Source organism: Mesorhizobium sp. 113-3-9, assembly GCF_016756515.1.
Classification (GTDB): domain Bacteria; phylum Pseudomonadota; class Alphaproteobacteria; order Rhizobiales; family Rhizobiaceae; genus Mesorhizobium.
Window position 1 is genome coordinate 2,075,758 of the sequence record NZ_AP023246.1, and the last position, 25,983, is coordinate 2,101,740.

The window sequence follows — 25,983 nt, forward strand, 5'->3', positions numbered from 1 at the left end:
GACTGTCTTCCCGAGCGGCGTCAATCCGCCTCTCGCCAGCGCCACGGTGTTCGGCTACATCTCCGGCCCGGAGACCGTGACATGGCTGAACCCGACACCAGAAAAACCATCGTGCTGACCGGCGCCAGCCGTGGCATCGGCCACGCTACGGTCAAGCGCTTTTCGCGCGAGGGCTGGCGCGTCATCACCTGTTCGCGCCAGGCCTTCGCCGAGGACTGCCCGTGGCCCGCGGGCCCCGAGGACCACATCAAGGTCGATCTTGCCGACCAGGAAGATGTCGGCATCGCCGTCTCGGAAATCCGCCATCGGCTGGAAGCGCATGGCGGCCAGTTGCATGCGCTGGTCAACAATGCCGGTATCTCGCCCAAGCTCAAGGACGGCAACAGCCGTATGAACTCGATCGACACGCCGATGCATGTCTGGCGCGACGTCTTCCAGGTCAATTTCTTCGCGCCGATCATGCTTGCGCGGGGGTTGTTCAAGGAGTTGGCCGCGGCCAAGGGCTCGATCGTCAACGTCACCTCGATCGCCGGCACGCGCGTGCATCCTTTTGCCGGTACCGCCTATGCAACCTCGAAGGCGGCTCTCGGCTCACTGACGCGCGAGATGGCGCATGATTTCGGCCCGCACGGCATCCGCGTCAACGCCATCGCGCCGGGCGAGATCGACACCGCGATCCTGTCGCCGGGCACGGACAAGATCGTCGAGACCATTCCGCTCAGGCGTCTCGGCACCACGGCCGAGGTCGCGGACATCATCTTCTTCCTGTGCTCGCAGCAGGCCTCCTATGTGACCGGCTCGGAAATCCACATCAATGGTGGCCAGCACGTGTGAGGCGGGGGCTCATCCTGCGATCGTGAGAACGGCCTTGCCGCTGAAGCTGCGCTGCCGCAGGGCGTCCAGGGCCTGGGCGATATCATTCCACGGCACGGTCAGGGCGACGCGGGTTTCCAGCCGACCAGCCGCGACCAGGGCGAGCAGAGCGGCGATGTCGGCGCCGATGCCTGAGCCGGACGTGTAGTAGGCGAAGGTCTGAAGCCTCGCCCCCTCATGGCCTGGAACGAACTGGCGGAAGCCAACCGGCGTGAGTTCGCCGCTGCTCGAACCGAACATGACGATGGTCCCGCCGGGTGCGACGCGTTCGATCGCGTGGGCGAGGCTCTCGCCGCCGACCGACTCGGTGATCAGCGAGAAAGGACCTTCGGCCAGTTCGATCGCCTCGACCACCTGCTCGGCGCCGAGATCGCGGAGATCCCCGGCATGCCGGGCGGCTGCGATCGCGGTCACCGAGGCGCCTTGCTCGCGGGCGATCTGGATCTGGAAACGGCCGACCGCGCCGCTCGCGCCGGTGATCAGGACCTTTAGGCCGGCGAGGTCACCGCCATGGCGCAACGTCCTCAGCGCCGTCGTGCCCGCGACCGGAAGCGTGGCCGCCGAGATGAAGCCGACCTCATCGGGCAGGACGGCGAGACGATCGGTCGGAACGGCGACACGTTCGGCCCAGCCGGCTTCGTCGACCAGGGCCACGACCCTTGTGCCGACGGCCGGCCCGGAGCCATCGGCCGCCGCCTGCTCCACGATCCCAACGACGTCCTGGCCAGGTATCCAGCCGTTCGCGCGTATGGCCAGCAGGCGCAGTTCGCCGCGGTTCAACGAGGTTGCGTGGACGGCGATCAGCGCTTCGTTCGCGCAAGGGCGTGACTCGTCCACCTCGGTGAGTTTCAATCTGGCTGCGTTGTCGGAACAGACGGTGAGCGCGAGCATGGGTACACCTTTGCCAATGGTGGCGAAAACGACCCCAAGCCTACCGATTTGTGCGATCGAATAATCTAGATATAAAATCAATCGATCGCTAAAAACGGGCAATTATGAGACAACCTCTCCGCTACCCATGGCTCGATTTCGATGTCGATGACGTCCTTGCTCCGGCGATCGCCGTGCGCGTCGACGTCACCGAGACCAAGGCCGAGGTGTCGCAGCATTGGCATCGCAAGGGGCAACTCGTCTTCGCGCTCGGCGGCGGCGTCACCTGCCGCGTTCCCAGTGGCCTCTGGATGGTGCCGCCACATTGCGGCGTGTGGGTGCCAAGCCGCATGCGGCACAGCAACATCGCCACGGCCAATGCGCGGATTTTCTTCGTTTATATCGAGCCGGGCGCGGCCGAACTGCCGGATCGGTGCTGTACGCTTTCGATCTCGCCGCTGCTGCGTGAACTCATCATCGAACTGTCGGACTGCGCACCTGACGACGCGAGGTGCGCTTTCCTGGGGAGTGTCCTGCTCGCCGAACTGCCTGACATGCCGGTCCAGCAATTGCATCTGCCTCTGTCTTCCGAGCCGCGCTTGCGGCGGATCGCCGAAGCGTTGGCGGACGATCCGGCTGACCGCAGCACGCTGGCGGAGTGGGCCAGCCGCGTCGCACTCAGCCAGAGCAGTCTCGCCCGTCTCGTCGTGAAGGAGACTGGGCTAAGCTTCGGCCGCTGGCGCCAGCAACTGCACTTGATCGTTGCGATAAGGGAGCTGGCTTCCGGGGCAAGCGTTCAGCGGGTTTCGGGCGATCTGGGCTATGAGTCCGTCACCGCCTTCATCACCATGTTCAAAAAGGCGCTCGGCAAGCCTCCCGCACAGTATCTCAGCAGCATCGCAAGCAATGGTGGGTCTGCTTTCGTGACGTGATCAGGCGGCGGACGGTTCGGTCGCGGATGGCTTGTTACCGAGCACCTCTTCCACGATCCCGCGCGCGATCTCCCGTTCGCCCATGATCACCGTGTCGGCGCCGAGCCCCTTGAGATGCTCGACCTCGGCATCGGAATGGGCGCGGGCGACGACGTTGATGCCGGGTTTGGCGGCGCGCGCGCGCAGTACGATCTGGCCGGCCTCGAACGCGTTGGGGATGGCGAGGATCAGCCGGCTGGCGCCTTCGGGATTGGCGGCGGCGAACACTTCGGCGTTGGCCGCATTGCCGGCGACGGTTTCGATGCCGTCCGCTTTCAGCCTGGCCAGCGTCTTGTCGGCGTCCTCGATGACGAGGAAGGGCAGGGCAGCATCTTTCAGCGCGGCACCGACAAGGCTGCCGACACGGCCGTAGCCGATCAGGATGGCATGGCCGGCAAGTGTCGTCCTCGGCGGCGGGCCGTCTTCCTTCCTGGAGGTGGCGGCGACCGAAGCCACCTGGCCTGGTTCCGTCGCCGGGCCGACGGGCTTTGCGTCCGCCGGCGGTGCCGTCTTGGCGGCGCGGGCTTCCAGCCAAGGTTTCATCCAGTCGATGATCAGGAACATCAGCGGGTTGAGCACGATCGACAGGATGGCGCCGGCCAGGATCAGGTCGCGGCCCTGCTCGGGCAGAAGTTTCAGCCCGACGCCGAGCTCGGCCAGGATGAAGGAGAATTCGCCGATCTGGGCAAGGCTTGCCGAAATCATCAGGGCCGTGGCCAGGGGATAGCCGAAGGCGACGACGATGACGAACGCGGCCAGCGACTTGCCGATGACGATGATGGCCAGCGTCGCCAGGATCGGCAGGCCGTTGCTGATCAGGCTGAACGGGTCGAACAGCATGCCGACCGAAACGAAGAACAGCACCGAGAATGCATCGCGCAGCGGGAGCGATTCTTCCGCCGCGCGGTGGCTGAGCTCGGATTCGCTCATGATCATGCCGGCGAAGAAGGCGCCGAGCGCCAGCGAGACGCCGAACAGTTTTGCCGCGCCGAAGGCGACGCCGAGCGCAATGGCGAGCACGGAGAGACGGAACAGTTCGCGAGACCCGGTATGGGCGACGTAGTGCAGGATCCAGGGAATGACCCGGCGGCCGACCACCAGCATGACGACGACGAAGGCGGCGACCTTGGCCAGCGTAACGCCGACGATGCCCCAGATGCCGTAGCTGGCCGGCAACGACAGCAGGCCGCTGACATGGGCTTCGGCCTGTTCCTGGCCACCCAGCACGCCGGCAAGGGCCGGCAGCAGCACCAGCGCCAGCACCATGGCCAGGTCCTCGACGATCAGCCAGCCGACGGCGATGCGGCCGCGCTCGGTCTCGATAAGCCGGCGTTCCTGAAGCGCGCGCAGCAGCACCACGGTCGAGGCGACCGACAGCGCCAGGCCGAACACCAGGCCCGCGCCCACCGACCAGCCGAGCATCCAGGACAGCCCGGCGCCGAGTGCCGTGGCGAAGCCGATCTGGACGATTGCGCCGGGCACGGCGATGGCGCGCACCGATAGCAGGTCCTTGAGCGAGAAATGCAGGCCGACGCCGAACATCAGCAGGATGACGCCGATTTCGGCCAGTTCATTGGCAAGGCCGGCATCGGCGACGAAACCGGGCGTGTTCGGCCCGACCAGCACGCCGGCTACGAGATAACCGACAAGCGGCGGAATTCGGAACCGATTGGCGAGAGCTCCGAAGACGAAAGCCAGCCCCAGACCGGCGACGATGGTGGCGATAAGGGGCGTGTCATGCGGCATTGTCTATGGAGCGCCTTTCAAGCTAGCGATGTCGGATATGCGCCGCCCGAAGCCGTCGCCTGTTTTGCAATATGGTGGAAGGGGTGACGTTGATGCAACCCGCAGGCCGCGAAAATCGACGGTGCGGCGGCAAATACTCGGCCGGCGGCTGAAAAGCCGCCGGCCTGCCGGAAGTCCCGCGATGTTGTCGCCCGGTTTCGCGGTAGTCTGCCGCCGGCGATCAGGCGGCCCGCAGCAAGGCCTCGATCTCGAATATGGCGTGATTGGTCAGCGTCTTGGGAATTTCGGCGGCCACTTTGCCCTCGACCTCCTTGTGCAATTTCTTGCGCATGGTCCCGAGCACCATTGGCGGCGCGACAAGGACGATCTCGTCGAATGCCCCGCCATGCGCGAGCTTGTAGAGCCGGGCGGCAATGTCATCGGCGAAGCGTTCCTTGCCGATCCGGTGCCAGTCGGTCTCCTCGACGGCGCTGCGATGCACAGACGGGCCGTCATTGTACCGGCCTGGACTGTCGGTCCCCTGTTCGCGGGTGGGCGGATTGTCCTGCTCCATCATCTGCACGACCTCAAGGTTGGGAAACTTGTTGTCGCCGATATTCTTGAGGAAGAGCGCTTTTTCGCCATCGGCCACCATGATCCAGATGCCGTGCTTCAGCTTGATCGTGCCCATGATGACGGGTTCCTTTCTCTGCTGCGTGATGCCCTGCGCGGCACTCCGCCGCGGTTTCGGTTTTGGATGGCGGGCTAGATGGGAACGCCTTGCGAAGAGGTAATGTTCCCACCGCCAAGGTCTGCTGAACGCCCGCCGCCCGAGGCCGAAGGTTGAGAATTGTTGGCTGACGGCTTTAATCTACTAAATTGGTAGAAATTAGAAAAAACTGTTTTGCGAGACGGCGGGCCGGCGGCTAAAAAGACCTGAAATCAAGGCTTGCTTCAGCGACTTGAGTTCGCCCACACCCAGGATGTGGAATATTTTTCTCCTGCCTTTCGCAGTTGCGAAAAAGCGATTGCCTGCCATCACAGGATGCGCGAGTGCTTTGCTTCTGGTTTTTCGCGCCCGGGCGTAAAACTGCGACACTGTTCCCGGATTGCTTTTCACATGCCGCAGGCCAATGCCAAGCTCAATGCCTTCCCCGTCTTCGTGCGGGTCGAGGGCGAAGCCGTGGCCATTGTCGGCGGCGGTGAGGAAGCCCTGGCCAAAGCACGGCTGATCGGACAGTCGAGCGCGGTCTTGCGCATCATCACCGAAAATGCCGAGCCGGAACTGCTCGCCTTCATCGCTCAGTCCGGCGCCAGCCATGTCGCGGCGGCTTACGATGCCTCGCAGCTCGACGGCGCGGTCATGGTATTTGCCGCCAGCGGCGACGAGACGCTCGACCGCCGCGTCGCCGCCGACGCGCGCAAACTGGGCATTCCGGTCAATGCCGTCGACCGGCCGGAGCTCTGCGATTTCTTCACCCCGGCGCTCGTCAACCGTGCGCCGGTCGCCATCGCGATTGGCACCGAGGGTGCGGGCCCGGTGCTGGCCCAGATGCTGCGTGGCCGCATCGACCAGATGCTGTCGCCGTCGCTTGGATCGCTGGCGACGCTTGCCGCTTCACTGCGCGGTGCCGCCGAGAAATTGCTCCCGAAAGGCAATGCCCGCCGCCGCTTCTGGAGCAGTTTTTTCCAGGGTGCGCCTGCCCATGCTGTGGAAGCCGGCCAGCTGTCGCGGGCGCATGACGCCGCCGTGGATCTTCTGTTGTCGAACGCACCGGCTTCGGGCCACATCGCCCTGGTGGGCGCCGGTCCGGGTGCCGAGGACCTTCTGACGCTGCGGGCGCACCGCCTGCTGATGGAAGCCGACGTCATCGTCCATGACGCGCTGGTGCCGGAGGCGGTGGTTGCGATGGGCCGCCGCGATGCCGAGCGCCTGGGTGTCGGCAAACGCAAGGGCTGCCACACCAAGAGCCAGGCCGAGATCAACGCGCTGCTGGTCGAGCTCGGCCGGGAGGGCAAGCGCGTCGTGCGGCTGAAGTCGGGCGATCCGCTGGTGTTCGGCCGCGCCGGCGAGGAGATGGCGGCGCTGCGCGATGCCGGCATCGCCTATGAGGTGGTTCCCGGTGTCACCGCGGCCTTCGCCGCCGCCGCCGATTTCGAACTGCCGCTCACCTTGCGCGGAGTGTCCTCGTCGATGGTGTTCACCACCGGCCACGACCTCAAGGGCAATTCGTTGCCCGACTGGGCCAAGCTTGCGATTTCCGGCGCCACCGTTGCCGTCTATATGGGCCGCTCGGTCGCGGCCGAAGTCGCCGGCCGCCTGATCGAGGCCGGGCTGTCGCCGGACACGGCGGTCGCGGTGGTCGAGAATGCCAGCCTTGCCAATCGGCGCCGCTTCCACGGCACGCTGGCCGACCTGCCATCGCTGGAAGCGCGTGGCGATCTTTCCGGGCCGGTCATGACAATTATCGGCGATGCCGTCGCCGGCGCCAATTTCGAACGGTCCGAGCCGCTCGCGGCACACAAGCATGCGGGTGCGGCAACCGCCGCCACTGAGAGAGTTCAGCCATGAAGATACTGACCGCCAACCGCCTGACCGATGGCATCGCCGTCTGGTACGCCGATGGCGGCTGGGCCGAGACGGTGGGCCATGCGGACCTTGCTCATGACAAGGCTGCCGAGGACCGCCTGGAGGCGATCGGCGCCAAGGCCTATGCCGACAATGAAGTGGTCGACGTCAATCTGATCGACGCGGACGTCGTCGACGGCGTGGTCGAGCCGGTGCGATTGCGCGAGAAGATCCGCGCCGCCGGGCCGACCATTCGCGGCGATCTCGGCAAGCAGGCCGAGCGGGCCGCATAGCCAGGAATTAGATGAAACGGGCGGACGCGCCCTGAAAGACGAAGCATGTACCGTTACGATGAGTTCGACCACGATTTTGTCCAGGCCCGCGTCGCCGAGTTCAGCGACCAGGTCCAGCGCCGGCTGTCCGGAGAGATATCAGAGGACCAGTTCCGGCCGCTCAGGCTGATGAACGGCGTCTACCTGCAACTGCACGCCTACATGCTGCGCATAGCGGTGCCCTATGGCACGCTGAACAGCAAGCAGTTGCGCATGCTCGGCCACATCGCCCGCAAGTACGACAAGGGCTACGGCCATTTCACCACACGCCAGAACATCCAGTTCAACTGGCCGGCGCTGTCGGACATTCCGGCGATCCTGGCTGATCTGGCAAGCGTCGAGATGCATGCCATCCAGACCAGCGGCAACTGCATCCGCAACGTCACCGCCGATCATTTCGCCGGTGCCGCGGCCGATGAAGCCGCCGATCCGCGCCCCTATGCGGAAATCCTGCGGCAATGGTCGTCGGTGCATCCGGAATTCTCGTTCCTGCCCAGGAAATTCAAGATCGCGGTGACCGGTGCCGAGCGCGACCGCGCCGCCATCCAGACCCATGATATCGGCCTGCACCTGAAGAAGAACGCGGCCGGCGAGCTGGGCTTTGCCGTCTATATCGGTGGCGGCCAGGGCCGCACGCCGATGGTGGCAAGAAAGATCCGCGACTTCCTGCCGGAAGCCGACCTGCTGTCCTACTGCACGGCGATCCTGCGCGTTTACAATCTCTATGGCCGCCGCGACAACAAGTACAAGGCGCGCATCAAGATCCTCGTCCACGAGACCGGCGTCGATGAGATCACCCGTCAGGTCGAGGCCGAGTGGCAGGAGCTGAAGGACGCCGAACTGAAGCTGCCGGAAGCCGACATCCGTGCCATCGAAGCCTATTTCGCGCCACCGGAACTGACCGAGCGGCCGAACGGCGACGCAGCGGTCAAGCTGGCGCGTCTCGATTCCAAGGGTTTCTCGGAATGGCTCGACCAGAACGTGGTGACCCACCGCCATCCCGACTACGCGGCGGTGACGATCTCGCTCAAGGGCATCGGCGAGGTGCCGGGCGATGCGTCGGACAGCCAGATGGAAGCGGTCGCCGACATCGCCGAAAAATATGCCTTCGACGAGCTGCGCGTCAGCCATGAGCAGAACCTGATCCTGCCGCATGTTGCGCGCGCCGACCTCAAGGCGGTCTATGACGCGCTGGTCGATATCGGGCTGGCGACAGCCAATTCCAATTTGATATCCGACATCATCTCGTGCCCGGGCCTCGACTATTGCGCGCTGGCGACGGCACGCTCGATCCCGATCGCGCAGGAAATCTCGCAACGGTTTGCCTCGCTTGAACGGCAGCGCGAAATCGGCGAGTTGAAGCTGAAGATCTCCGGCTGCATCAATGCCTGCGGCCATCACCATGTGGGCCATATCGGCATTCTAGGCGTCGAGAAGAAGGGCTCCGAACTCTATCAGGTGACGCTGGGCGGCTCGGCCGACGAAAACACGTCGGTCGGCGAGATCATCGGCCGCGGCTTCTCGTCGGAAGAGATCACCGACGCCATCGAACGGATCGTCGAGACCTATCTCGGCCTTCGGCTCAACCCACAGGAAAAATTCATCGACGCCTACCGCCGTGTCGGTCCCGCGCCGTTCAAGGAGGCGCTCTATGCTGGCGAAGCCAAGGCCGCTTGACCGTATCGCCGATGTCGATGACGGCGTCGCCGCCAAGGCGGCGGGGTTCGATGCGCTTTACGGTCACCTGAAGCCGCTCGAGATCATCGAACGCTCGGTTCGCGAACTGTTTCACGACGAGATCGCCGCCGTGTCGTCCTTCGGCGCGGACTCGGCTGTGTTGCTGCACATGATCGCCGAGATCGACCGGTCGCTGCCCGTCATCTTCCTCGATACCGGCAAGCATTTCGAGGAGACGCTCGGCTACCGCGACGCGCTCGTTGCCGATTTCGGGCTGACCAACATCCAGGTGATCAAGCCCGAGGAAGCAGCACTCGAGCGGATCGACCCGACAGGCAATCTGCACCAGAGCAGCACCGATGCCTGCTGCGATGTACGCAAGGTCGAGCCCTTGGCGCGCGGCGTGGCACCGTTCCGCGCCTGGTTGACCGGCCGCAAGCGCTTCCAGGCCTCGACGCGGGCTGCGCTGCCGGTGTTCGAGGCGGTCGGCGCGCGCATCCGCATCAATCCGCTGGCGCACTGGACGACATCGGACCAGGCCGACTACATGCGCGCCCATGTGCTGCGCGAAAATCCGCTGGTCGCCTATGGCTATCTGTCGATCGGCTGCTTTCCGTGCACGCAGCCCGTACAGCCGGGCGAGGACGCGCGCAGCGGCCGCTGGGCCGGTCACGCCAAGACCGAGTGCGGCATTCACCTGTCGGGGCTGGAGAAGTCGCTGACCGACGCATCCCTATAGGATATGCTGATAATCAGGTGAGGCTGGCCTTGCCAACGGCGGCTTGCCGCGCTTCCGGTGCTCACGTACTTCAAGTACGCTCCGCTTCGGAAGCCGCCATTCTCGGTGCAGCCTGACCTCAGTCTCAACACATCCTTGGCTCGTTTGAATATTTAGGAATTCTTGATGACCGAAACGACGACACCGGAGATCCGGCTCTGGACCCCGGAGGGGTTTCGCGAGGACGAGTGGGCTCATGCCGAGAATGCGGACGCGCTTTCCGGCAATGGCCGCTTCATCCTGCCGCTGCAGGCATTCCTCGACCTTGATCCGGAGGTGCGCCGGTCCGCCAAGGAGCGGCTCGGTGTCGTGTTGCAGCCAGGCGATCAGCTCGAGAAGATCGCCGACCTGCTCGACCAGCTGTCGCTGGTGGCGCTGGTCTTCCCGGCCTTCAGCGACGGGCGCTCCTTCTCCAAGGCCGAACTGCTGCGCAGCCGCTATCATTTCGAAGGTGCCGTTCGCGCCACCGGCCAGGTGCTGGTCGATCCCTTGCCGCATATGCTGCGCCTTGGTTTCGATGAGTTCGAGATCTCCAATCCCGTGCTGCTGAAACGCCTGGAGGAAGGCCGCACCGGCGGGCTGGGTCTTTACTATCAGCCAGCCGCCGTGCCGGAGCCCAAGGGCCCGAAATATTCCTGGCGGCGCCTTCGCAACGGCTGACGTTGGGGTAATTCCGCACGTCTTTACATAGGCCGTAATCGAGCTTTCTCTTGGTCATCCGGACGGAAACATCCGCCGGGTGCAAGGGAGGAAGTCATGGATTTCGACTATGTCATCGCCGGCGGTGGGTCCGCCGGCTGCACGCTTGCCGCGCGGCTGTCCGAAGATCCATCGAAAACGGTCTGCTTGATCGAAGCCGGCGGCACGGGCAGCAACCTGCTTGTCCGCGCGCCGGCAGGCATCATCGCCTTGTTGCCGGGCCGGCCGAAGATCAACAACTGGGCGTTTGAGACGGTGCCGCAGCAGGCGCTTGGCGGCCGCAAGGGCTACCAGCCGCGCGGCAAGGCGCTGGGCGGATCCAGCGCCATCAATGCCATGCTCTATACGCGCGGGCACCGCGGCGACTATGACGAATGGGCCGACCTCGGCTGCGACGGCTGGTCATGGGACGAGGTGCTGCCCTATTTCCGGCGGGCTGAAGGCAATCAACGCGGCGCTGATGCCCTGCATGGCGGTGACGGCCCGCTGCGGGTTGCCGAGCAGCAAGAGCCACGTCCGCTCTCCCGGGCCTTTGTCGAGGCCTGCGGCGAAAACCAGATCCGCCGCAACGATGATTTCAACGGGGTCGAACAGGAAGGTGCCGGACTTTATCAGGTGACGCAATTCTGGGGCGAACGCCGCAATGGCGAGCGCTGCTCGGCGGCCGCTGCCTATCTGCAGCCGGCCATGAACAGATCGAACCTCACCGTCATCACCGGAGCGCATGCCACAGCGGTCATCCTCGACGGCAAGCGCGCCGCCGGCGTGCGGTATCGCGCGGGGAAGGGCGAAGCCGTTGCGAAAGCCAGGCGCGAGGTGATCGTCTGTGGTGGCGCCTTCGGTTCGCCTCAGCTCCTGCTGCTGTCAGGCATTGGCCCGGCCGCCGAGCTTGCCATGCATGGTATTCCGGTCATCCATGAACTGCCCGGTGTTGGCAAGAACCTGCAGGACCACCTCGATTTCATCATGGGCTGGACGTCGAAAGATGCCGACATGATGGGCATCGGCCTGCGCGGCCTGCCTGGCCTGCTGCGGCACATGCTGCGCTGGCGGAAAGATGGGGGCGGGATGATCGCTACGCCCTATGCCGAAGGCGGCGCCTTCCTCAAATCCGATCCGGTGATGGAACGGCCCGACCTGCAACTGCATTTCTGCATCGCGATCGTTGATGATCATGGCCGCAAGCTGCATATGGGATATGGCTTTTCCTGCCATGTCTGCGTGCTGCGGCCGCATTCGCGCGGCGAGGTCGGGCTGTCGACTCATGATCCCATGGCACCACCGCGCATCGATCCGCGCTTTCTTTCGGACGAACGCGACGCCGAGCTTTTGCTCAAGGGGGCCAGGATGATGCGCTCTATCCTGGAGGCACCGGCGCTGGCCAGATATCGCCACAAGGAAATCTACACCGCCGGTGTTTCGAGCGACGCGGAGTTGATGTCCCACATCCGTGCCCGCGCCGACACGATCTATCACCCGGCCGGCTCTTGCAAGATGGGCGTCGACGAGATGGCGGTGGTCGATCCGCAATTGCGGGTGCGCGGACTGCAGGGGTTGCGGGTCGTCGACGCCTCGGTGATGCCGACGCTGATCGGCGGCAACACCAACGCGCCGACCATCATGATCGCTGAAAAGGCGGCGGATATGATCAGGGCAGCCGCTTGACTCCGGTCCAGGTCGGCCCAGGATACTGTTTTCGTGCGTCATGAAGGGCTTGCTCCGCCCTCCGGGGAAGAAAACTGGTCATACCAATTGTGCGATTTGCGCTTTTCCTTTTGTCGTCCTGCCCTTAGGATAAGTCTATTATTTCACGACCCGAAATAAATGGGCCGCAAGGGAGGAACCGGGAATGGCTGGCAAGAAAATATTGATGCTCGTTGGCGAATTCAGCGAGGAATACGAGATTTTCGTCTTTGAACAGGCCATGCATGCCGTCGGCCACACCGTGCATGTCGTTTGCCCTGACAAGAAGGCCGGGGATGTGCTGAAGACCTCGCTGCACGACTTCGAGGGTCACCAGACCTACACGGAAAAGCCCGGCCACGACTACATCCTCAACAAGACGTTTTCCGAGGTGGATCCGGCCAAGTACGACGCCGTCTACGCAGCGGGCGGACGCGGTCCCGAATACATCCGCATCGACAAGCGCGTGCAGGCGCTGGTGCGGCATTTCCACGAGGCCGGCAAACCGATCTTCACCATCTGCCATGGCGTGCAGATCCTGATTGCTGTCGATGGCGTGGTGCGGGGCAGGGAAGTCGCGGCGCTGCACTATTGTGAGCCGGAGGTGACGCTGGCCGGCGGCATCTACATCGATGTCGCGCCGACCGGTGCCCATGTCGATGGCAATCTCGTTTCAGCCAAGGGCTGGCCGGGCCTGTCGAACTTCATCCGGGAATGCCTGAAGGTGCTGGGCACCGAGATCCGCCACGGCGAGATCCTGATGCGCGACGAGCGCCAGGCAGCTTGATCAGGTGGCAGACTGTCGCGCCATGGCGCGGCAGTCTTCCTACACCGCAGCTCGGGCCTCACGGAACGACACCAGCTTGCGGCGGTTTTCGTCCCACAATGCCAGTTTGACGCAACGCAGGCTGTCGAGCAGCGTGACACGGCCAATGCCGCGCAGTTCCGGATAATCCCGCAACACTTCCTGCAGCCGGTAGCCCGGCACCTTGGCGGAGAGGTGATGGACGTGGTGGACGCCGATATTGCCGGTGAACCAGTTCAGCACCGGCGGCAGGTCGTAATAGGACGAGCCATGCAGGGCGGCATGCTGGAATTCCCAATCGTCATCCTTTGCCCATTCCGTCTCCTCGAACTGGTGCTGGACATAGAACAGCCAGATGCCGGCCGAGCCGGCGAGAACGACGATCGGCAGATGAACCACCAGGAACGCACCGGGGCCGACGGCCCAGATGAGCAGCGCCGCCGCAAGCGCGATGGCGAGATTGGTGGTCATGGATGATACCCAGGGCGTCAAGCCGCCGCGCATCATGCCGACGGGCAGCCTTTGCGAAAAGATGAACAGCCAGATCGGTCCCAGACCGAACATCACCAGCGGGTGCCGATAGAGACGATAGCCAAGGCGCCCGCGCCAGGACAATCCGCGGTATTCGGCAACGGTCAACGTGAGGATGTCGCCCATGCCGCGCTCGTCGAGATTGCCGGCGCTGGCATGATGGGTCGCGTGGGCGCGGCGCCAGCAATCGTAGGGCGTCAGCGTCAGGACGCCGAGTGCGCGGCCGATCCAGTCGTCGGCATAGCGGTTGGCGAAGAAGGAGCCATGGCCGCAATCATGCTGGATCATGAAGATCCGCACCAGGAACCCGGCCGCCGGAAGGATCAGGACCAGCCCCCACCAATGGCCGTAGGCATAAGCGGCCGCGGACATGGCCCAGAGCGTGGCGAAAGGAATGAGGGTGATCGCGAGTTCGACGGCGCTGCGCCGCCGGTCCGGCTTCTTGTAGCGCGCCAGGATCTTCAGCCAGGCCCGCTTGCTGTTGGCGGCCGCGTCGGGGGAAATCATGTTCATCAGGAAGCATAGTCGGAGGCGCTCCCCTCCCGCAAGATGGCAGTCACGCGAAATTACTGTGTGTAATTGTCGCGCGACACGCCATTCCTGCCTGGTCTTCCAAATTCCGCAATGCGCGGAGGCCGGCCAGGTGGCTATCGGCGGCCGCCACCAAGGCTGTTTCTCTCCAGCCGGTCCAGCCGGTCAAGCAACTCGCTGAATCGGTTGGGAATGTCGGCTTCGGTGCGGAAAGAAGGCAAGGTATGCAGAAAGCGTGTCATCGCCTCGGCACCGAACTGGCGCCTGACTTCGGTGGCGAGCTTTTCTCCTTTTTCTGCCTTGTCGCGAGTCATCATTTCAAAATCCTGTGTCGGCTTCGAAACTCCTCCAGCAAGGGAATGGTTCCCGCATCACGCTTCTGTGGCAAGCGAAGCCGGCAGGTAAGGTAAAGTTTGAATTAAAATCGAAGTAACGCCATTGGTCACGGTTCGGGCCGGTCCGGTGGCTTACCCCTTGATTTTTGGCCGCCAAACCTCGATATCGGGCTCAAAATCCATACCATTCGAGATGACGGGAAACGGCGATGAGCGACCAGGCAAAAGACGAACGCGCGCCCAGTGAAGTCGAGGCGGCAGAGGCCAATGCCGAGCGCACGGAAGGCAGTATCGACGGCGATTATGAAGCGCTTGTGCGGCTACTGAAGGAAAATGAGGAGCTCAAGGACCGCGCGCTGCGCGTCGCGGCCGAGATGGAGAACCTGCGCCGCCGCACCGCACGCGACGTGCATGACGCGCGCACCTATGCGGTTGCGAATTTCGCCCGCGACATGCTGTCGGTGTCGGACAATCTGCGCCGCGCACTGGACGCCATTCCCGCCGAGGCCAAGGCGTCGGGTGATGCCGGCTTCAAGGCGCTCATCGAGGGCGTAGACTTGACCGAGCGCGCCATGCTGTCGGCACTGGAACGGCACGGGGTCAAGAAACTCGCGCCGGAAGGCGAAAAGTTCGATCCCAATTTCCACCAGGCAATGTTCGAAGTGCCCAATCCCGACGTTCCGGCCAACACGGTGGTCCAGGTCGTGCAGCCGGGCTATTCGATCGGCGAACGGGTGCTGCGCCCGGCCATGGTGGGCGTCGCCAAGGGCGGCCCGAAAATCGCCGCCGAGGCGCCGGTCGAGCCGGGGCCGGTGAATGAGCAGGCGGAGAAAGATGCTTGATAGGCAGTAGTCGGTAGGCAGTAGGCAGTAGGCAGTAGGCAGTAGGCAGTAGGCAGTAGGCAGTAGGCAGTAGGCAGTAGGGGAAGTAAGGCAGTCGTATCAATCGCGCGGCTTCGTGCTATTCATACGTGCAAAGCCCTACTGCCTAACCCCTATTGCCTCATGCCCTTAAATCCCATCGCCCTTCTCGACTATGCCGGCGTTGCCGTTTTTGCGGCGACCGGGGCGTTGGCTGCGTCGCGCAAGCAACTCGACATTATCGGTTTCCTGTTCCTGGCCAGCGTCACCGGCATTGGCGGCGGCACGTTTCGCGACCTCATCCTCAATGTGCCGGTGTTCTGGGTGGGAAACCGCGACTATGTGCTCATCTGCGCTGTCGTTGCGGTCCTGGTCTTCTTCACTGGGCACCGTGTCGAATCCCGCTACAAGCTGCTGCTGTGGCTCGACGCCATCGGGCTGGCCGCCTTTTCGGTGATGGGCGCGGCGAGGGGCCTGGCAATCACCGGTTCGCCCGTGGTTTCGATCATCACCGGCATGCTGACCGCGACCTTTGGCGGCATATTGCGCGATCTCCTGGCCGGTGAGCCTTCCGTGCTGCTGCGGCCGGAAATCTACGTCACGGCGGCCCTAGCCGGCGCCGCCATCTTCACTCTGGGCGATGTCGCCGGATTGCCGCAGATTGTCTCGGGATTGGCCGGCTTTGTCGTGGCGTTTGCCGTGCGCGGTGGCGCGCTGCGTTTTGGCTGGTCGTTTCCGTCATACAGGAGCCGGCCGGGAAGGCGGCCGGAGGATATTCCGTGAGTGAGTAGGGAATAGTCAGTAGTCAGTAGTCAGTAGTCAGTAGTCAGTAGTCAGTCCGTAATCTCGCGGCGTAGCGCTCACTACTCACTACTCACTTCAAGCCGCGAAACGCTGCGCTTCCCCGCCATAGTAGTTGACGTAGCGGGCGCCGATCTCCTTGACCGGCATAACCACGAACACGTCGACCGTCGAGAATTCACGGTCGATGACGCAGCCGTCGCCGATGCGGGCGCCGACCCTCAGATAGCCCTTGACCAGAGGCGGCATCGCCGCGATCGCCGCCTTGGCGTTGACCGCCTCGATCGGCATCAGGTCCATAGAGCAATAGCGCCCGGATACCGCGCGCACGTCCCAGGCGGAGTTGGTACGGCAGTGATGGGCAAGATAGGTCAGCGCCTCGGCATGCGCGGCCGGCACAGTGCCGTGGAAGGAAGCGCAGCCGGTCATCACGCCGATTTCGTAGTGATTGATGTAGGCCCAGATGCCTTGCCACAGCGCCTCGATGGTGCGCTTCGAGCGGTATTGCGGCAAAACACAGGAGCGGCCGAGTTCGAGAAAACGCTGGCCGGGATGGCGGGCGATGAGCTTGGTCAGCTCGAACTCGCCTTCGGAATAAAAGCCTCCGGCGGTGGCCGCGATTTCTTGCCGCAGCAGCCGATACGTGCCGACGATGCGGCGATGTTCGGGGCCGGAAAGCGTGGTGTCCAAGACCAGAAGGTGATCGCAGAGCGGATCGAACCGGTCGGCGTCGCGGCGATCCTGCGCCTGGAACAGGTCCTTCCTGGCGCCAAGCTCGTCGTAAAATACCCGGTAGCGCACTTCCTGCGCGGCCGCGATCTCGGCCTCGTTGCGGGCGAGCCGCACTTCGAGGTTGCCTATACGGCCGAGCGCTGCGCCTTTTATGACGGAATCGACATTACGTCCGGCAAGCAAGGCGCTGCTGGCGTTCGGCCGAGTGTCACATTCCGGCATAACTGTATGCACGAGTGATTCTCCTTCGAGCCATCCCTCTTGGCACGGGGATACGGTGTAGGTGCAACAGGATTGTGACAGTACCGTGATACGGCGTCGCGGGCAATACTTCGTCGGCTGGCGAAAACGGTCAACCGGCTACGTTAGATGAGAAGACATGAAGCGTGTCGCGCCTACGCGGGCCGCGATGCCGCGCTTCAGGCTCCTTGTTTTCATGCATGTCCTCCCGGCAAAACCAGGGTCACTTTTGGTTGAAATGCATCGGCTGCGGGCCAGAAAACCGGTTCAAGCGGCGACCTGGCCCTCGACGGCGTTGACCAGCGCATCGGGGTCGAGCGGCTTGGTGACGAAGCCGCTGGCGCCGTGGGCGAGCACCGCATGGCGGGTCTTTTCCTGGCTGTCGGCCGACAGCACCATGATCGGCACCGGCGGGACCGACATTTCCTCCTCATGGCGGCGTATCGCGGCAATCGCGTCCAGCCCATCCATGACCGGCATGTGCAGGTCCATCAGCACCACGTCGAAGCGATGCTTGTGCCCGGCGCTGGTGACGGCCTCGACGGCGGCCTTGCCATTGCCGACCACCTTGACGCGGTGCCCTGCCTTCAACAGCGTGGCGCGGGCCAGCATGGCATTGATGTCGTTGTCCTCGGCGATCAGCACGGACAGGCCCTGCTGTCGGTCGGTCGAGGTGCGGAGCGCCGGGGCGCGGCGCTTTTCCGGCTGCGGCTGCGCCAGCGCCGGCCCATGGCTGGTCAAAAGGACACGCAAAAGTGTTCCTCCGCGCACCGGCCGGGCAAGGAACGTCGCGTAGCCGCTGGCGCGGAACTCGCCAAGCATGCCCCGGTCAGTCGGCGCTATCAGCGTGACGGCTTCGCAATCGGAAAAGCCGCTTAGGCGCAGCCGCCTGAGCAGCCTCCCGTCGCTTTCTTCCATGGCGGCGTCGACCAGGAGCACGTCACAGCCGTCGGCCAGGGACGCAGCCTGCGCCACGGTGGCGGCGATACCGGCCGTACCACCATTGGCGCGGATGGTGCGGGCGATGGCGTCGGCCTCGACGGCGTTCCTGGACAGGATCACCGCGTGCCTGCCGGCAAGCGCATTCTGCCGGCCTTGCGGCGCGTCGGTGGCCTCCGTGGCCGGGATTTCGAAGACGAATTCCGACCCTTGGCCAAGCCGGCTGGAGACCGAAATCGTGCCGCCCATGGCAGTCACCAGGCGCTTGGAGATGGCAAGTCCCAGTCCCGCCCCGCCATGCGTGCGCGTCGAGGTGCCGTCGGCCTGCTCGAACTCCTCGAAAATGCGCTCCATGTCCTCGTCGCGCAGGCCGGGACCGGTGTCGGCGATGGTGAAGCAGATGCGATCGCTGGTCTCGGTGCGGGCGCGCGCGACGCTGACCAGCACGCCGCCGCTGTCGGTGAACTTGATGGCGTTGCCGATGAGGTTGAGCAACACCTGCCTGACCCGGCCCGGGTCTGCGGTGATCATCTGCGGGACATCCGGCTCGACATGGCAGCCGAGGCCGATATCCTTGGCGAAGGCGCGCGCGGCGAGCAATTCGATAATGTTGTCGGCGATCTCGCGCACCGACATCGGCTGCGGTTCCGGATCGAAGCGACCGGCCTCAATCTTGGAATAGTCGAGGAGGTCCTCGATCAGGGCGAGCAAGGCACTGGCCGAGGTCGAGATGGCGCCGACATAGGTCTGCTGCTCCGGCGACAGGCTGGTGTCGGCGAGCAGCCTGGCCATGCCCATGATGCCGTTCATCGGCGTGCGGATTTCATGGCTGACGGTGGCGAGAAAGCGCGATTTCGCCTGGCTTGCGAATTCGGCTCTTTCGCGCGCGGTGATCAGCGAGGATTCGGCGCGCTTGCGGGCTGTGATGTCGCGGGCGATGGCGCGATGCGAAACCGCGCCGCTGTCCTTGTCGCGCACCGACAGTTCGATCCACGAGAACCAGCGCGAGCCACCCGGCGTGCGGATGGCGACATCGGTGGAACTCAGGCACTCGTGATCGGAAAAGGCGGCATCGGGAACGATGCCGACCTCGATGCCGAGTTCGGCCAGGGTCTTGCCGGCAAGATCGCGATGATCGGCTTCGACGAGATCGGCGAACACCTTGTTGGCATAGACGATATTGCCGTCGCGATCGCGATGGATGACGAGATCGCCAAGCGCGTCGATGAGACCGCGAAAGCGCTCCTCGCTTTCCTGCATTTCCCACATGCGGTCGGCGAGCGTCTCGATCTCGGCGCGGCTGCGGGCGGTGGTCTCGTCCAGCAGCACCACGGTGCGATGGACGCTGCGTCTGGCATGCAGATGCAGCGCAAGGCCGGCGAGGCCGGTTGCCAGCAATGCGAGGCTGATGAAGATCGGCGCCCCGGTCAGATGCGCAAGGCCGGCCAGTATCATGATGGCAACGAAGGTGAGCAGCGGCAGCCCTTCACGCCTGGCCAATTGCTGCTCGGGCACCAGCGGCGGCGCGGCGATAAAGCGCCGCGCCGCCGTCGGCGCGGCCACCGCATCGACGTCGTCGCCCTTGCTTGCCTGCTGGCTGTCGGATTCCGCGATCATGCGAAACCCTTGCCAGACAGAGATTATGGAAAATTGCGGCGGATCGTTCGAATTTTATCGGATAGGGCGTTTTTGTCCCGGTAGCGGCGGCTTCGCCACCGGATTTGGCAATTCAGCCCGCCGGCGGCGATCCGCGAGGACGTTACATGTCGACGACGACGCGTCCGCGGATCTTGCCGTCGACGATGTCGCGTGCCGTGTCGACGATGCCGTCGAAGCCGATGGTCGTGGACAGGCTGGCAAGCTTCTGCAGGTCGAGATCGGAGCCAATGCGGCGCCAGGCCTCGAGGCGCACGGCCTTTGGCGCCATCACCGAATCGATGCCAAGCAGCGAGACGCCGCGCAGGATGAAGGGGGCGACGCTCGATGGCAGGTCCATGCCGCCGGCCAGGCCGCAGGCCGCGACGGCGCCGCCGTAGGAGGTCATCGACAGGACGTTGGCCAGCGTATGGCTGCCGACCGAATCGATGCCGCCGGCCCAACGCTCCTTGGCCAGCGGCTTGGCGGGCTGGCTGAGCTCGTCGCGCGAAATCACCTCGGCGGCGCCGAGGTTGATCAGATAAGGGCTTTCGGCATTGCGGCCGGTCGATGCAATGACGTGGTAACCGAGGCTGGACAGGATGGAGACCGCGACCGAACCGACGCCGCCGGCGGCACCGGTCACCACAACCGGGCCGCGGTCGGGCAGGATGCCGTGCCGCTCCAGCGCCATGACGCAGAGCATGGCGGTATAGCCGGCGGTGCCGACCGCCATCGCGTCGTGCGCGCTGATGCCATCCGGCAGCGGCACCAGCCAGTCGCCCTTGACGCGGGCGCGCCCCGCATAGGCGCCGAAATGCGTTTCGCCGACGCCCCAGCCGTTGAGGATGACCTTGTCTCCCTTGCGCCAGTCGGGATTGGAGGACGAAATCACTGTTCCGGCCAGATCGACGCCCGGCACAAGGGGCCAGCGGCGGACCACCGGCGCCTTGCCGGTGATGGCCAACCCGTCCTTGTAGTTCACCGTCGTCGCCTCGACCGCGACGGTGACGTCGCCCTCCATCAGATCGGCTTCGGTGAGATCCGTCACGGCGACCGACTGTTTCTTGTCGGCGTCGCGCGAGATCAGGATGGCTTTGAAGGTTTCGGACATCTTTTTCTCCGCGAGCTTGCTTGTCGGTCTGGACTGTGCGGCGATGGCCGCGCGGGGTCAATCTTTGGAAGGCTTGGCGTTTGAAGACTCGGCGTTCGAAGACTCGGCGTTCGAAGACTCGGCGTTCGAAGACTCGGCGTTCGAAGACTTGGCGTTCGAAGACTTGGGCTCGCGCCGCCAGCCGATGAGTTCGTCGAAGACGACCAGTGCCGCGCCCACGGAAATGAAGGCGTCGGCGAGATTGAAGACGGCAAAGGACCAGACTGGCGTGTGGAACAGGATGTAATCGATGACGTGGCCGTAGACGGCGCGGTCGATCAGATTGCCCAGAGCGCCGCCGATGATCAGGGCGAAGCCGGTGCGGGCGATGACATGGCCCGATGGCGTGCGGGTGGCGAGATAGAGCACGAAGGCAACGACCAGCACGGCGATGACCACCAGGCCGGTGTCGCCGAAGGAGGAAAACATCGAAAAGGCGATGCCGGTGTTATAGGTGCGAAACAGCGCCAGGAACGGCACCAGATCGACTTTTTCCTGAAACGGCAGGCCGGTCTCGACCAGATGCTTTATCCACTGATCGAGCGCTATGGCCGCGACGACGAGCAGCGCGTAGGGGGACCATGATCTCACGGGCTGGCAACCTTCATTGCTGGTCGGCGATTGGCTCGAGCTTCAGCGCGCCGCGCCGGATCTCGAACAGCATGATGCCGGTGGCGACGGCGAGATTGAGCGAATCGGCACGGCCCGCTTGCGGGATCCTGAGCAACCGGTCGCAACTCGCCGCCAGGCTTTCGGGCAGGCCCTGCTGCTCATTGCCCATCATCAGCAGAACCGGCCCACGGGAAAAATCGACCGAGCGGTAATCGACGGCACCCTTCAGATGCGTGCCGGCGACGAGGCCTGAAAACCCGCCACGCCAGGCCAGGAAAGCCTCTGTCGTCGCCTTGGCCACCGGCACGGCGAAAATGGACCCCATGGTGGCGCGCACCGTTTCCACGGAAAACGGGTCGGTGGTGTCGCCGACCAGGATGATGCCCTTGGCGCCGACGGCATCGACGGTGCGGATGACGGTGCCGAGATTGCCGGGATCGCGCACCCTGTCGAGCGCCACCCAGACGTCGCCATTGTCAGCGCGGATGTCCTTCAGGGCCAGGAATTTCTGCGAGAAGACGCCGACCACCATTTGCGGATTGTCGCGGCGGGTGATGGCGACAAGCACCTTTTCCGACACTTCGAGCACCGTGCCGCCGGCGGCAACCGTGCGTGCCGCGACCTTGTCCACGGCCGCATTGCCGCGCCCTGCCTTGGCGAACACGAGCGTCCTGATCTGCCAGCCAAGGTCGAGCGCATCGATGACCAGCTTCAGCCCCTCGGCCATGAAGGCGTTCTGCTGGTCGCGGAATTTCTTCAGGGCGAGCGCCTTGATGTCCTTGACCAGCGGGTTGGCGAGGCTGGTGACTTCCTTCACCTGGCCGGGTGCGCCTGCGTGCCGCTCGTTCATTCAGGACTCCCGGGCATTCAGGCCACCCAACGCGAAAACAATGAGGTCGAAAGCGCCCTGCCGGCTGATTTTTCACGGATGATCAACTCGCCCGATTCAACCTTGCCGCCCATGCCGGCAAAAGTGTCGCGCATCAAAGCGTGGATGGCGAAGAAGGAGGCGCGGATCGAATAGGCGGTCAGCACCACGGCAAGCGGTTTCGGCGTCAGGATCGCGCGGCAGAGGTCGGTGAGCGCCGGCAGATCCTCGAACAATTGCCAGACCTCGCCCTTGGGGCCGCGGCCATAGGCTGGCGGATCGAAAAGCACGATGTCATAGCGGCTGCCGCGGCGCTCCTCGCGCTCGGCGAATTTCACCGCATCGTCGACGATCCAGCGGATCGGCTTGCTGCCGAGTCCGGCCATCTCCTGGTTTTCACGCGCCCAGCCGATCGCCTTCTTCGAGGCATCGACATGAGTGACCTCGGCGCCGGCGCGGGCCGCCACCAAGGAGGCAAGACCGGTGTAGCCGAACAGGTTCAGCACCTTGACCGGCCGCCTGGCCGCCGCGATCAGCCCGGCCATGTGGTCCCAGTGCGAGGCCTGCTCGGGAAACACGCCGACATGGCGAAACGAGGTGAAACGGCCGAGATAGTCGATGCCGTCATGCTTCATCGGCCAGGTTTCGCCGAGCGGCGTCTTGGGGAAGCGCCAGCGGCCGATGCCTTCCTCGTCGGTGTCGCCGGTGAAGATGGCGTCGGCACGTTCCCAGTCCCTGGCCGGCAGGGCCTTCTGCCAGATCGCCTGCCCCTCGGGCCGTACGATGCGGTAGGGGCCGTATTGTTCAAGTTTCTGGCCGGCACCGCTGTCGAGCAGCGCATAATCGGCATTCGGGGCCACTTCGAGGATGAGCGGAAGCTGCTCGGCCGGCAGGACACCGTCACGACGGGCAAGGATGCGCGGCGCCGATTTCGGCGCGGGCTGGCTCTCCGCTTTCAAGTCACGCGCTTCGCGCGGCCTGGCGTCCGGCCGTGCCGTGCCACGCGCCTCGTGCGGACGCACCTCTCCGGCTCCGCCTTTGGCGGGCGGGCGGCTGTCGCGGCGTTTGTCGCGAAAAGACTTCAAGCGGGGGCATCTCCGAGCGGCGTGCCGCTTTTGGCATAGGGCAACCAGCTTCGCAACCAAGTCTGCCGCTGCCGCCGCTCCTGTTCATGTCGGTCAGAGATGGACCGATGTCAAAGAAACAGGCAAATCTGCTGGATGTCCCGCTCCGAACGCCTCCTCGACCTCATCCAGTGCCTGCGCCGACACCGCCGGCCGGTGAGCGGACAGGCGCTGGCCGATGAGCTCGGGATTTCGATCCGCACGCTCTATCGCGACATCGCCACGCTGCAGGGGCAGGGCGCGCCGATCGAGGGGGAGGGCGGGCCTGGGCTATGTGCTCAAGCCTGGCTTCATGCTGCCGCCGCTGATGTTCAGCGACGACGAGATCGAGGCGATCGTGCTCGGCTCGCGCTGGGTCGCCAAGCAGCCGGACCAGCGTCTCTCGGCCGCGGCCGCCAATGCGCTGGCCAAGATCGCGGCCGTGCTGCCGGATGATCTGCGTGAGGATCTCGACGCCTCCACCCTGCTGGTCGGGCCGCCGGCGCACGCCATGGAGGGCATCGATCTCGGCACGGTGCGGCAGGCCATCCGCAACGAGCGAAAACTCGGCTTTCTCTACCGCGACGCCGGCGGTGTGGCCTCGCAACGCGTCGTCTGGCCGTTCGCACTCGGTTTCTTCGACAAGGTGCGGGTGGTGGTGGCGTGGTGCGAGATGCGGCAGGATTTCCGGCATTTTCGCACCGATCGCATATCCGGCCTCAACCCCATCGATACGCGCTATCCGCGTCGCCGCCAGGTGCTGCTCATGGAATGGCGGGCGACACTCGACAAGCCGCGTGGGCCATAAGGCTACTGCCAGAATCTGACAGCATCCTGTTCTAGGTTCAGCGCACCGAAACGCTGAACTCTGGAGAGTACACATGACCACCCCTAATCTCGTCATCCTCTATGTCGACCAGCCGCTGCGGAGTGGTGCCTTCTACAGCGCGCTGCTTGGTCGCGAGCCGGTCGAAAGCGCGCCGACCTTCGTGATGTTCGTGCTCGACAACGGCTTCAAGCTCGGCCTCTGGTCGCGTCATACCGTGGAGCCGGCGGCAGAGGCGGCGGGTGGCGGCGCTGAGATCGTGTTTGCACTGAAGACGCCGGAGGCGGTCGACGCCACCCATGCCGACTGGTCGGGGCGTGGCTTGAAGATCCTGCAGGCGCCGACCGACATGGATTTCGGCCGCACTTTCGTTGCGCTCGATCCCGACAATCACCGCCTGCGTGTCTACTGGCTGTCGGATGGGGAACAGAAATGAGCGCGTATTGGATCGCAGTGGCGTCGGCGCAACATGTCCGGCGCGGCCGCAAGGACGGCTTCATGCAGGTCAACCACGGCAAGGCGGCGCCGCTGCGTCGCGTCAAGCCCGGCGATGGTGTCATCTATTATTCGCCGACCACGGTTTTGGGCGAAAAGGATGGCTTGCAGGCTTTCACCGCAATCGGCACCGTGCGGGAAGGAGAGCCTTATCAAGGCGAAATGGGCGGCGGCTTCACGCCGTTCCGCCGTGACGTCGAGTGGATGGCGGCTGAAGAAGCGCCGATCAAGCCGCTGCTCGACCGGCTGGACTTCACCGCTGGCAAGGCGAACTGGGGATATCAGCTGCGCTTCGGCCTGTTCGAAGTCACCGATCACGATTTTCGCCTGATCGCCGACGCGATGGCTGCCGAAAAGCGGGGGTCGGTGAGCTAGGCCTTCAGCGCGTTATAAACGGCAATGCCGGCGGCGAGATCCTCGAGTGCCGCGCCGACCGATTTGAACAGCGTAATCTCGTCAGGGCTTGTGCGGCCTTTCTTCTGGCCGCGCGCCAGTTCGTGCAGATCGGCGACGATGGCGTCCGGCTTCAGCAGGCCGGAGGCCAGTGGCTGGACGATGTCGCCGGCTTCCCTGGTGGCGCCGGCGCGGGTGTCGACATAGACCCGGGCACGGGCGATCGCCCCATCATCGCTTTCGCGCATTGTCGGGGTGAAGCCGCCGACCAGGTCGACATGGGTTCCAGGCCGCAGCAGCGCGCCCTTGATCAGCGGCGTGGTGGTGATTGTCGCCGAGGAGACGATGTCGGCCTGGCCAAGCTCGGCATCGAGGTCGGTCGCGGCGCTGGCGGCGAAGCCTTCGGCGCACAGATCGGCCGCGACTTTCTCAGCGTTGTCGGGGGTGCGGTTCCAGATGCGGATGGTTTTTATCGGCCGCACCGCCGAATGCGCCCTGGCGAGGAACGGCGACAGGGCGCCAGCACCGATCACAAGCAGTCGCGAGGCATCGTCGCGGGCGAGGTAGGATGCCGCCAGCGCCGAAGCACAAGCCGTGCGCCACTGAGTCAGGCGCTGGCCGTCGATCAAGGCTTCCGGTTCGCCGGTGCTGCCGTTGAGCAGGAGATAAAGCCCCATCACGGCGGGCTTGCCGATGGCGTTGTTGTCAGGCGAGACGGTGACGATCTTGACGCCGATATGGCCACCGGAAGACGTGCCGGCGGCGTTGAAATCGGTCCATGCCGGCATCAGCAGCAGGGTCGAGGCCTCGCCGTCGGGCCGTTCGACCGCGTGATGATGCCTGACGGGCTGCACCGCCCCGTCACGGAAAGCCGCGCGCAACGTCTCGACCAATCCGGGAAAGGTCAGCGCACGGTCGACCTCGGCGGCCGAAATGGTCAGCATGAA

General features: G+C 64.4%; 26 protein-coding genes and 1 pseudogene. 14 read left to right on the forward strand and 13 right to left on the reverse strand.

Annotated elements, in window-relative coordinates:
• Positions 1-81 precede the first annotated feature (81 nt).
• The gene (locus MesoLj_RS10020) at positions 82-834 is read left to right on the forward strand and encodes an SDR family NAD(P)-dependent oxidoreductase (RefSeq protein WP_056577838.1); all 753 of its coding nucleotides are present in this window, start codon (positions 82-84) and stop codon (positions 832-834) included.
• Positions 835-843: 9 nt separating this feature from the next.
• On the opposite strand, the gene MesoLj_RS10025 is transcribed toward MesoLj_RS10020, so the two are convergent.
• Entirely contained in the window at positions 844-1,764 is a 921-nt protein-coding gene (locus MesoLj_RS10025; RefSeq protein ID WP_202325891.1) for a zinc-binding dehydrogenase, read from the reverse strand.
• A 104-nt stretch (positions 1,765-1,868) separates the two neighbouring features.
• Here MesoLj_RS10025 and MesoLj_RS10030 point away from each other — a divergent pair, with 104 nt between their 5' ends.
• On the forward strand, positions 1,869-2,675 hold the full coding sequence (locus MesoLj_RS10030) for an AraC family transcriptional regulator (RefSeq protein ID WP_202325892.1): 807 nt from the start codon (positions 1,869-1,871) through the stop codon (positions 2,673-2,675).
• Here the strand turns inward: MesoLj_RS10030 and MesoLj_RS10035 are convergent, their stop codons facing one another.
• The 3 genes from MesoLj_RS10035 to MesoLj_RS10045 form a co-directional block, all read right to left on the reverse strand.
• Positions 2,676-4,460 (reverse strand): cation:proton antiporter domain-containing protein, encoded by a 1,785-nt coding sequence (locus MesoLj_RS10035; protein ID WP_140772073.1) that lies wholly within the window; start codon positions 4,458-4,460, stop codon positions 2,676-2,678. It abuts the gene before it with no gap.
• A gap of 220 nt (positions 4,461-4,680) precedes the next feature.
• Positions 4,681-5,130 carry a baeRF12 domain-containing protein gene (locus tag MesoLj_RS10040; protein ID WP_140772791.1) on the reverse strand — a complete coding sequence of 150 codons (450 nt, stop codon included), beginning with the start codon at positions 5,128-5,130 and terminating at the stop codon, positions 4,681-4,683.
• A 198-nt stretch (positions 5,131-5,328) separates the two neighbouring features.
• Positions 5,329-5,559: a hypothetical protein gene (locus MesoLj_RS10045; protein WP_202325893.1), complete on the reverse strand. Its 231-nt coding sequence runs from the start codon at positions 5,557-5,559 to the stop codon at positions 5,329-5,331.
• On the opposite strand from MesoLj_RS10045, the gene cysG reads away from it, so the two are divergent.
• The 7 genes from cysG (at position 5,560) to MesoLj_RS10080 (ending at position 12,964) form a co-directional block, all read left to right on the forward strand.
• Positions 5,560-7,011, forward strand: coding sequence for a siroheme synthase CysG (gene cysG, locus MesoLj_RS10050; RefSeq protein WP_140772070.1), 1,452 nt, complete (start codon positions 5,560-5,562; stop codon positions 7,009-7,011). It begins immediately after the preceding gene.
• Complete coding sequence (locus MesoLj_RS10055; protein WP_140772068.1) at positions 7,008-7,301, forward strand: DUF2849 domain-containing protein; 294 nt, start codon at positions 7,008-7,010, stop codon at positions 7,299-7,301. The genes cysG and MesoLj_RS10055 overlap by 4 nt, the downstream gene beginning before the upstream one ends.
• A gap of 45 nt (positions 7,302-7,346) precedes the next feature.
• Positions 7,347-9,017 carry a nitrite/sulfite reductase gene (locus tag MesoLj_RS10060; RefSeq protein ID WP_202325894.1) on the forward strand — a complete coding sequence of 557 codons (1,671 nt, stop codon included), beginning with the start codon at positions 7,347-7,349 and terminating at the stop codon, positions 9,015-9,017.
• Complete coding sequence (locus MesoLj_RS10065) at positions 8,992-9,756, forward strand: phosphoadenylyl-sulfate reductase (protein ID WP_202325895.1); 765 nt, start codon at positions 8,992-8,994, stop codon at positions 9,754-9,756. Before MesoLj_RS10060 ends, MesoLj_RS10065 begins: the two co-directional genes overlap by 26 nt.
• 165 nt (positions 9,757-9,921) lie before the next feature.
• Positions 9,922-10,455: a DUF934 domain-containing protein gene (locus tag MesoLj_RS10070; RefSeq protein WP_202325896.1), complete on the forward strand. Its 534-nt coding sequence runs from the start codon at positions 9,922-9,924 to the stop codon at positions 10,453-10,455.
• A 96-nt stretch (positions 10,456-10,551) separates the two neighbouring features.
• Complete coding sequence (locus tag MesoLj_RS10075; protein WP_202325897.1) at positions 10,552-12,159, forward strand: GMC family oxidoreductase; 1,608 nt, start codon at positions 10,552-10,554, stop codon at positions 12,157-12,159.
• Positions 12,160-12,343: 184 nt separating this feature from the next.
• Positions 12,344-12,964 (forward strand): DJ-1/PfpI family protein, encoded by a 621-nt coding sequence (locus tag MesoLj_RS10080; RefSeq protein ID WP_140772059.1) that lies wholly within the window; start codon positions 12,344-12,346, stop codon positions 12,962-12,964.
• A 39-nt stretch (positions 12,965-13,003) separates the two neighbouring features.
• Here MesoLj_RS10080 and MesoLj_RS10085 read toward each other — a convergent pair whose 3' ends face one another.
• Together MesoLj_RS10085 and MesoLj_RS10090 are read right to left on the reverse strand one after the other, a co-directional pair.
• Complete coding sequence (locus MesoLj_RS10085; RefSeq protein ID WP_202325898.1) at positions 13,004-14,026, reverse strand: fatty acid desaturase; 1,023 nt, start codon at positions 14,024-14,026, stop codon at positions 13,004-13,006.
• A 134-nt stretch (positions 14,027-14,160) separates the two neighbouring features.
• Entirely contained in the window at positions 14,161-14,361 is a 201-nt protein-coding gene (locus MesoLj_RS10090) for a hypothetical protein (RefSeq protein ID WP_202325899.1), read from the reverse strand.
• A 227-nt stretch (positions 14,362-14,588) separates the two neighbouring features.
• Here MesoLj_RS10090 and grpE point away from each other — a divergent pair, with 227 nt between their 5' ends.
• Together grpE and MesoLj_RS10100 are read left to right on the forward strand one after the other, a co-directional pair.
• The gene (grpE, locus tag MesoLj_RS10095) at positions 14,589-15,221 is read left to right on the forward strand and encodes a nucleotide exchange factor GrpE (protein ID WP_056577811.1); all 633 of its coding nucleotides are present in this window, start codon (positions 14,589-14,591) and stop codon (positions 15,219-15,221) included.
• A gap of 162 nt (positions 15,222-15,383) precedes the next feature.
• Positions 15,384-16,022 (forward strand): trimeric intracellular cation channel family protein, encoded by a 639-nt coding sequence (locus MesoLj_RS10100; protein WP_140772054.1) that lies wholly within the window; start codon positions 15,384-15,386, stop codon positions 16,020-16,022.
• A 96-nt stretch (positions 16,023-16,118) separates the two neighbouring features.
• On the opposite strand, the gene MesoLj_RS10105 is transcribed toward MesoLj_RS10100, so the two are convergent.
• From MesoLj_RS10105 to MesoLj_RS10130, 6 genes are all read right to left on the reverse strand, one after another.
• Positions 16,119-16,994: a GNAT family N-acetyltransferase gene (locus MesoLj_RS10105; protein WP_244735525.1), complete on the reverse strand. Its 876-nt coding sequence runs from the start codon at positions 16,992-16,994 to the stop codon at positions 16,119-16,121.
• A 285-nt stretch (positions 16,995-17,279) separates the two neighbouring features.
• The gene (locus MesoLj_RS10110; RefSeq protein ID WP_140772052.1) at positions 17,280-19,568 is read right to left on the reverse strand and encodes a hybrid sensor histidine kinase/response regulator; all 2,289 of its coding nucleotides are present in this window, start codon (positions 19,566-19,568) and stop codon (positions 17,280-17,282) included.
• A 142-nt stretch (positions 19,569-19,710) separates the two neighbouring features.
• On the reverse strand, positions 19,711-20,700 hold the full coding sequence (acuI, locus tag MesoLj_RS10115; protein WP_202325900.1) for an acrylyl-CoA reductase (NADPH): 990 nt from the start codon (positions 20,698-20,700) through the stop codon (positions 19,711-19,713).
• Between the two features lie 57 nt (positions 20,701-20,757).
• Positions 20,758-21,330, reverse strand: coding sequence for a signal peptidase II (gene lspA / locus MesoLj_RS10120; RefSeq protein WP_202325901.1), 573 nt, complete (start codon positions 21,328-21,330; stop codon positions 20,758-20,760).
• Between the two features lie 13 nt (positions 21,331-21,343).
• Positions 21,344-22,201: a TrmH family RNA methyltransferase gene (locus tag MesoLj_RS10125; protein ID WP_202325902.1), complete on the reverse strand. Its 858-nt coding sequence runs from the start codon at positions 22,199-22,201 to the stop codon at positions 21,344-21,346.
• A gap of 17 nt (positions 22,202-22,218) precedes the next feature.
• Positions 22,219-23,304, reverse strand: coding sequence for a class I SAM-dependent rRNA methyltransferase (locus tag MesoLj_RS10130; RefSeq protein WP_140772046.1), 1,086 nt, complete (start codon positions 23,302-23,304; stop codon positions 22,219-22,221).
• A gap of 135 nt (positions 23,305-23,439) precedes the next feature.
• Here MesoLj_RS10130 and MesoLj_RS10135 point away from each other — a divergent pair.
• The 3 genes and pseudogenes from MesoLj_RS10135 to MesoLj_RS10145 all read left to right on the forward strand — a co-directional run bounded on the left by MesoLj_RS10135 (position 23,440) and on the right by MesoLj_RS10145 (position 25,018).
• A pseudogene (locus MesoLj_RS10135) lies at positions 23,440-24,130 on the forward strand (helix-turn-helix transcriptional regulator).
• 73 nt (positions 24,131-24,203) lie between these two features.
• Positions 24,204-24,584, forward strand: coding sequence for a VOC family protein (locus tag MesoLj_RS10140; RefSeq protein ID WP_202325903.1), 381 nt, complete (start codon positions 24,204-24,206; stop codon positions 24,582-24,584).
• Positions 24,581-25,018 (forward strand): EVE domain-containing protein, encoded by a 438-nt coding sequence (locus tag MesoLj_RS10145; protein ID WP_202325904.1) that lies wholly within the window; start codon positions 24,581-24,583, stop codon positions 25,016-25,018. The genes MesoLj_RS10140 and MesoLj_RS10145 overlap by 4 nt, the downstream gene beginning before the upstream one ends.
• On the opposite strand, the gene MesoLj_RS10150 is transcribed toward MesoLj_RS10145, so the two are convergent.
• Positions 25,015-25,980, reverse strand: coding sequence for an ornithine cyclodeaminase family protein (locus MesoLj_RS10150; RefSeq protein ID WP_202325905.1), 966 nt, complete (start codon positions 25,978-25,980; stop codon positions 25,015-25,017). The genes MesoLj_RS10145 and MesoLj_RS10150 overlap by 4 nt on opposite strands.
• Positions 25,981-25,983 lie beyond the last annotated feature (3 nt).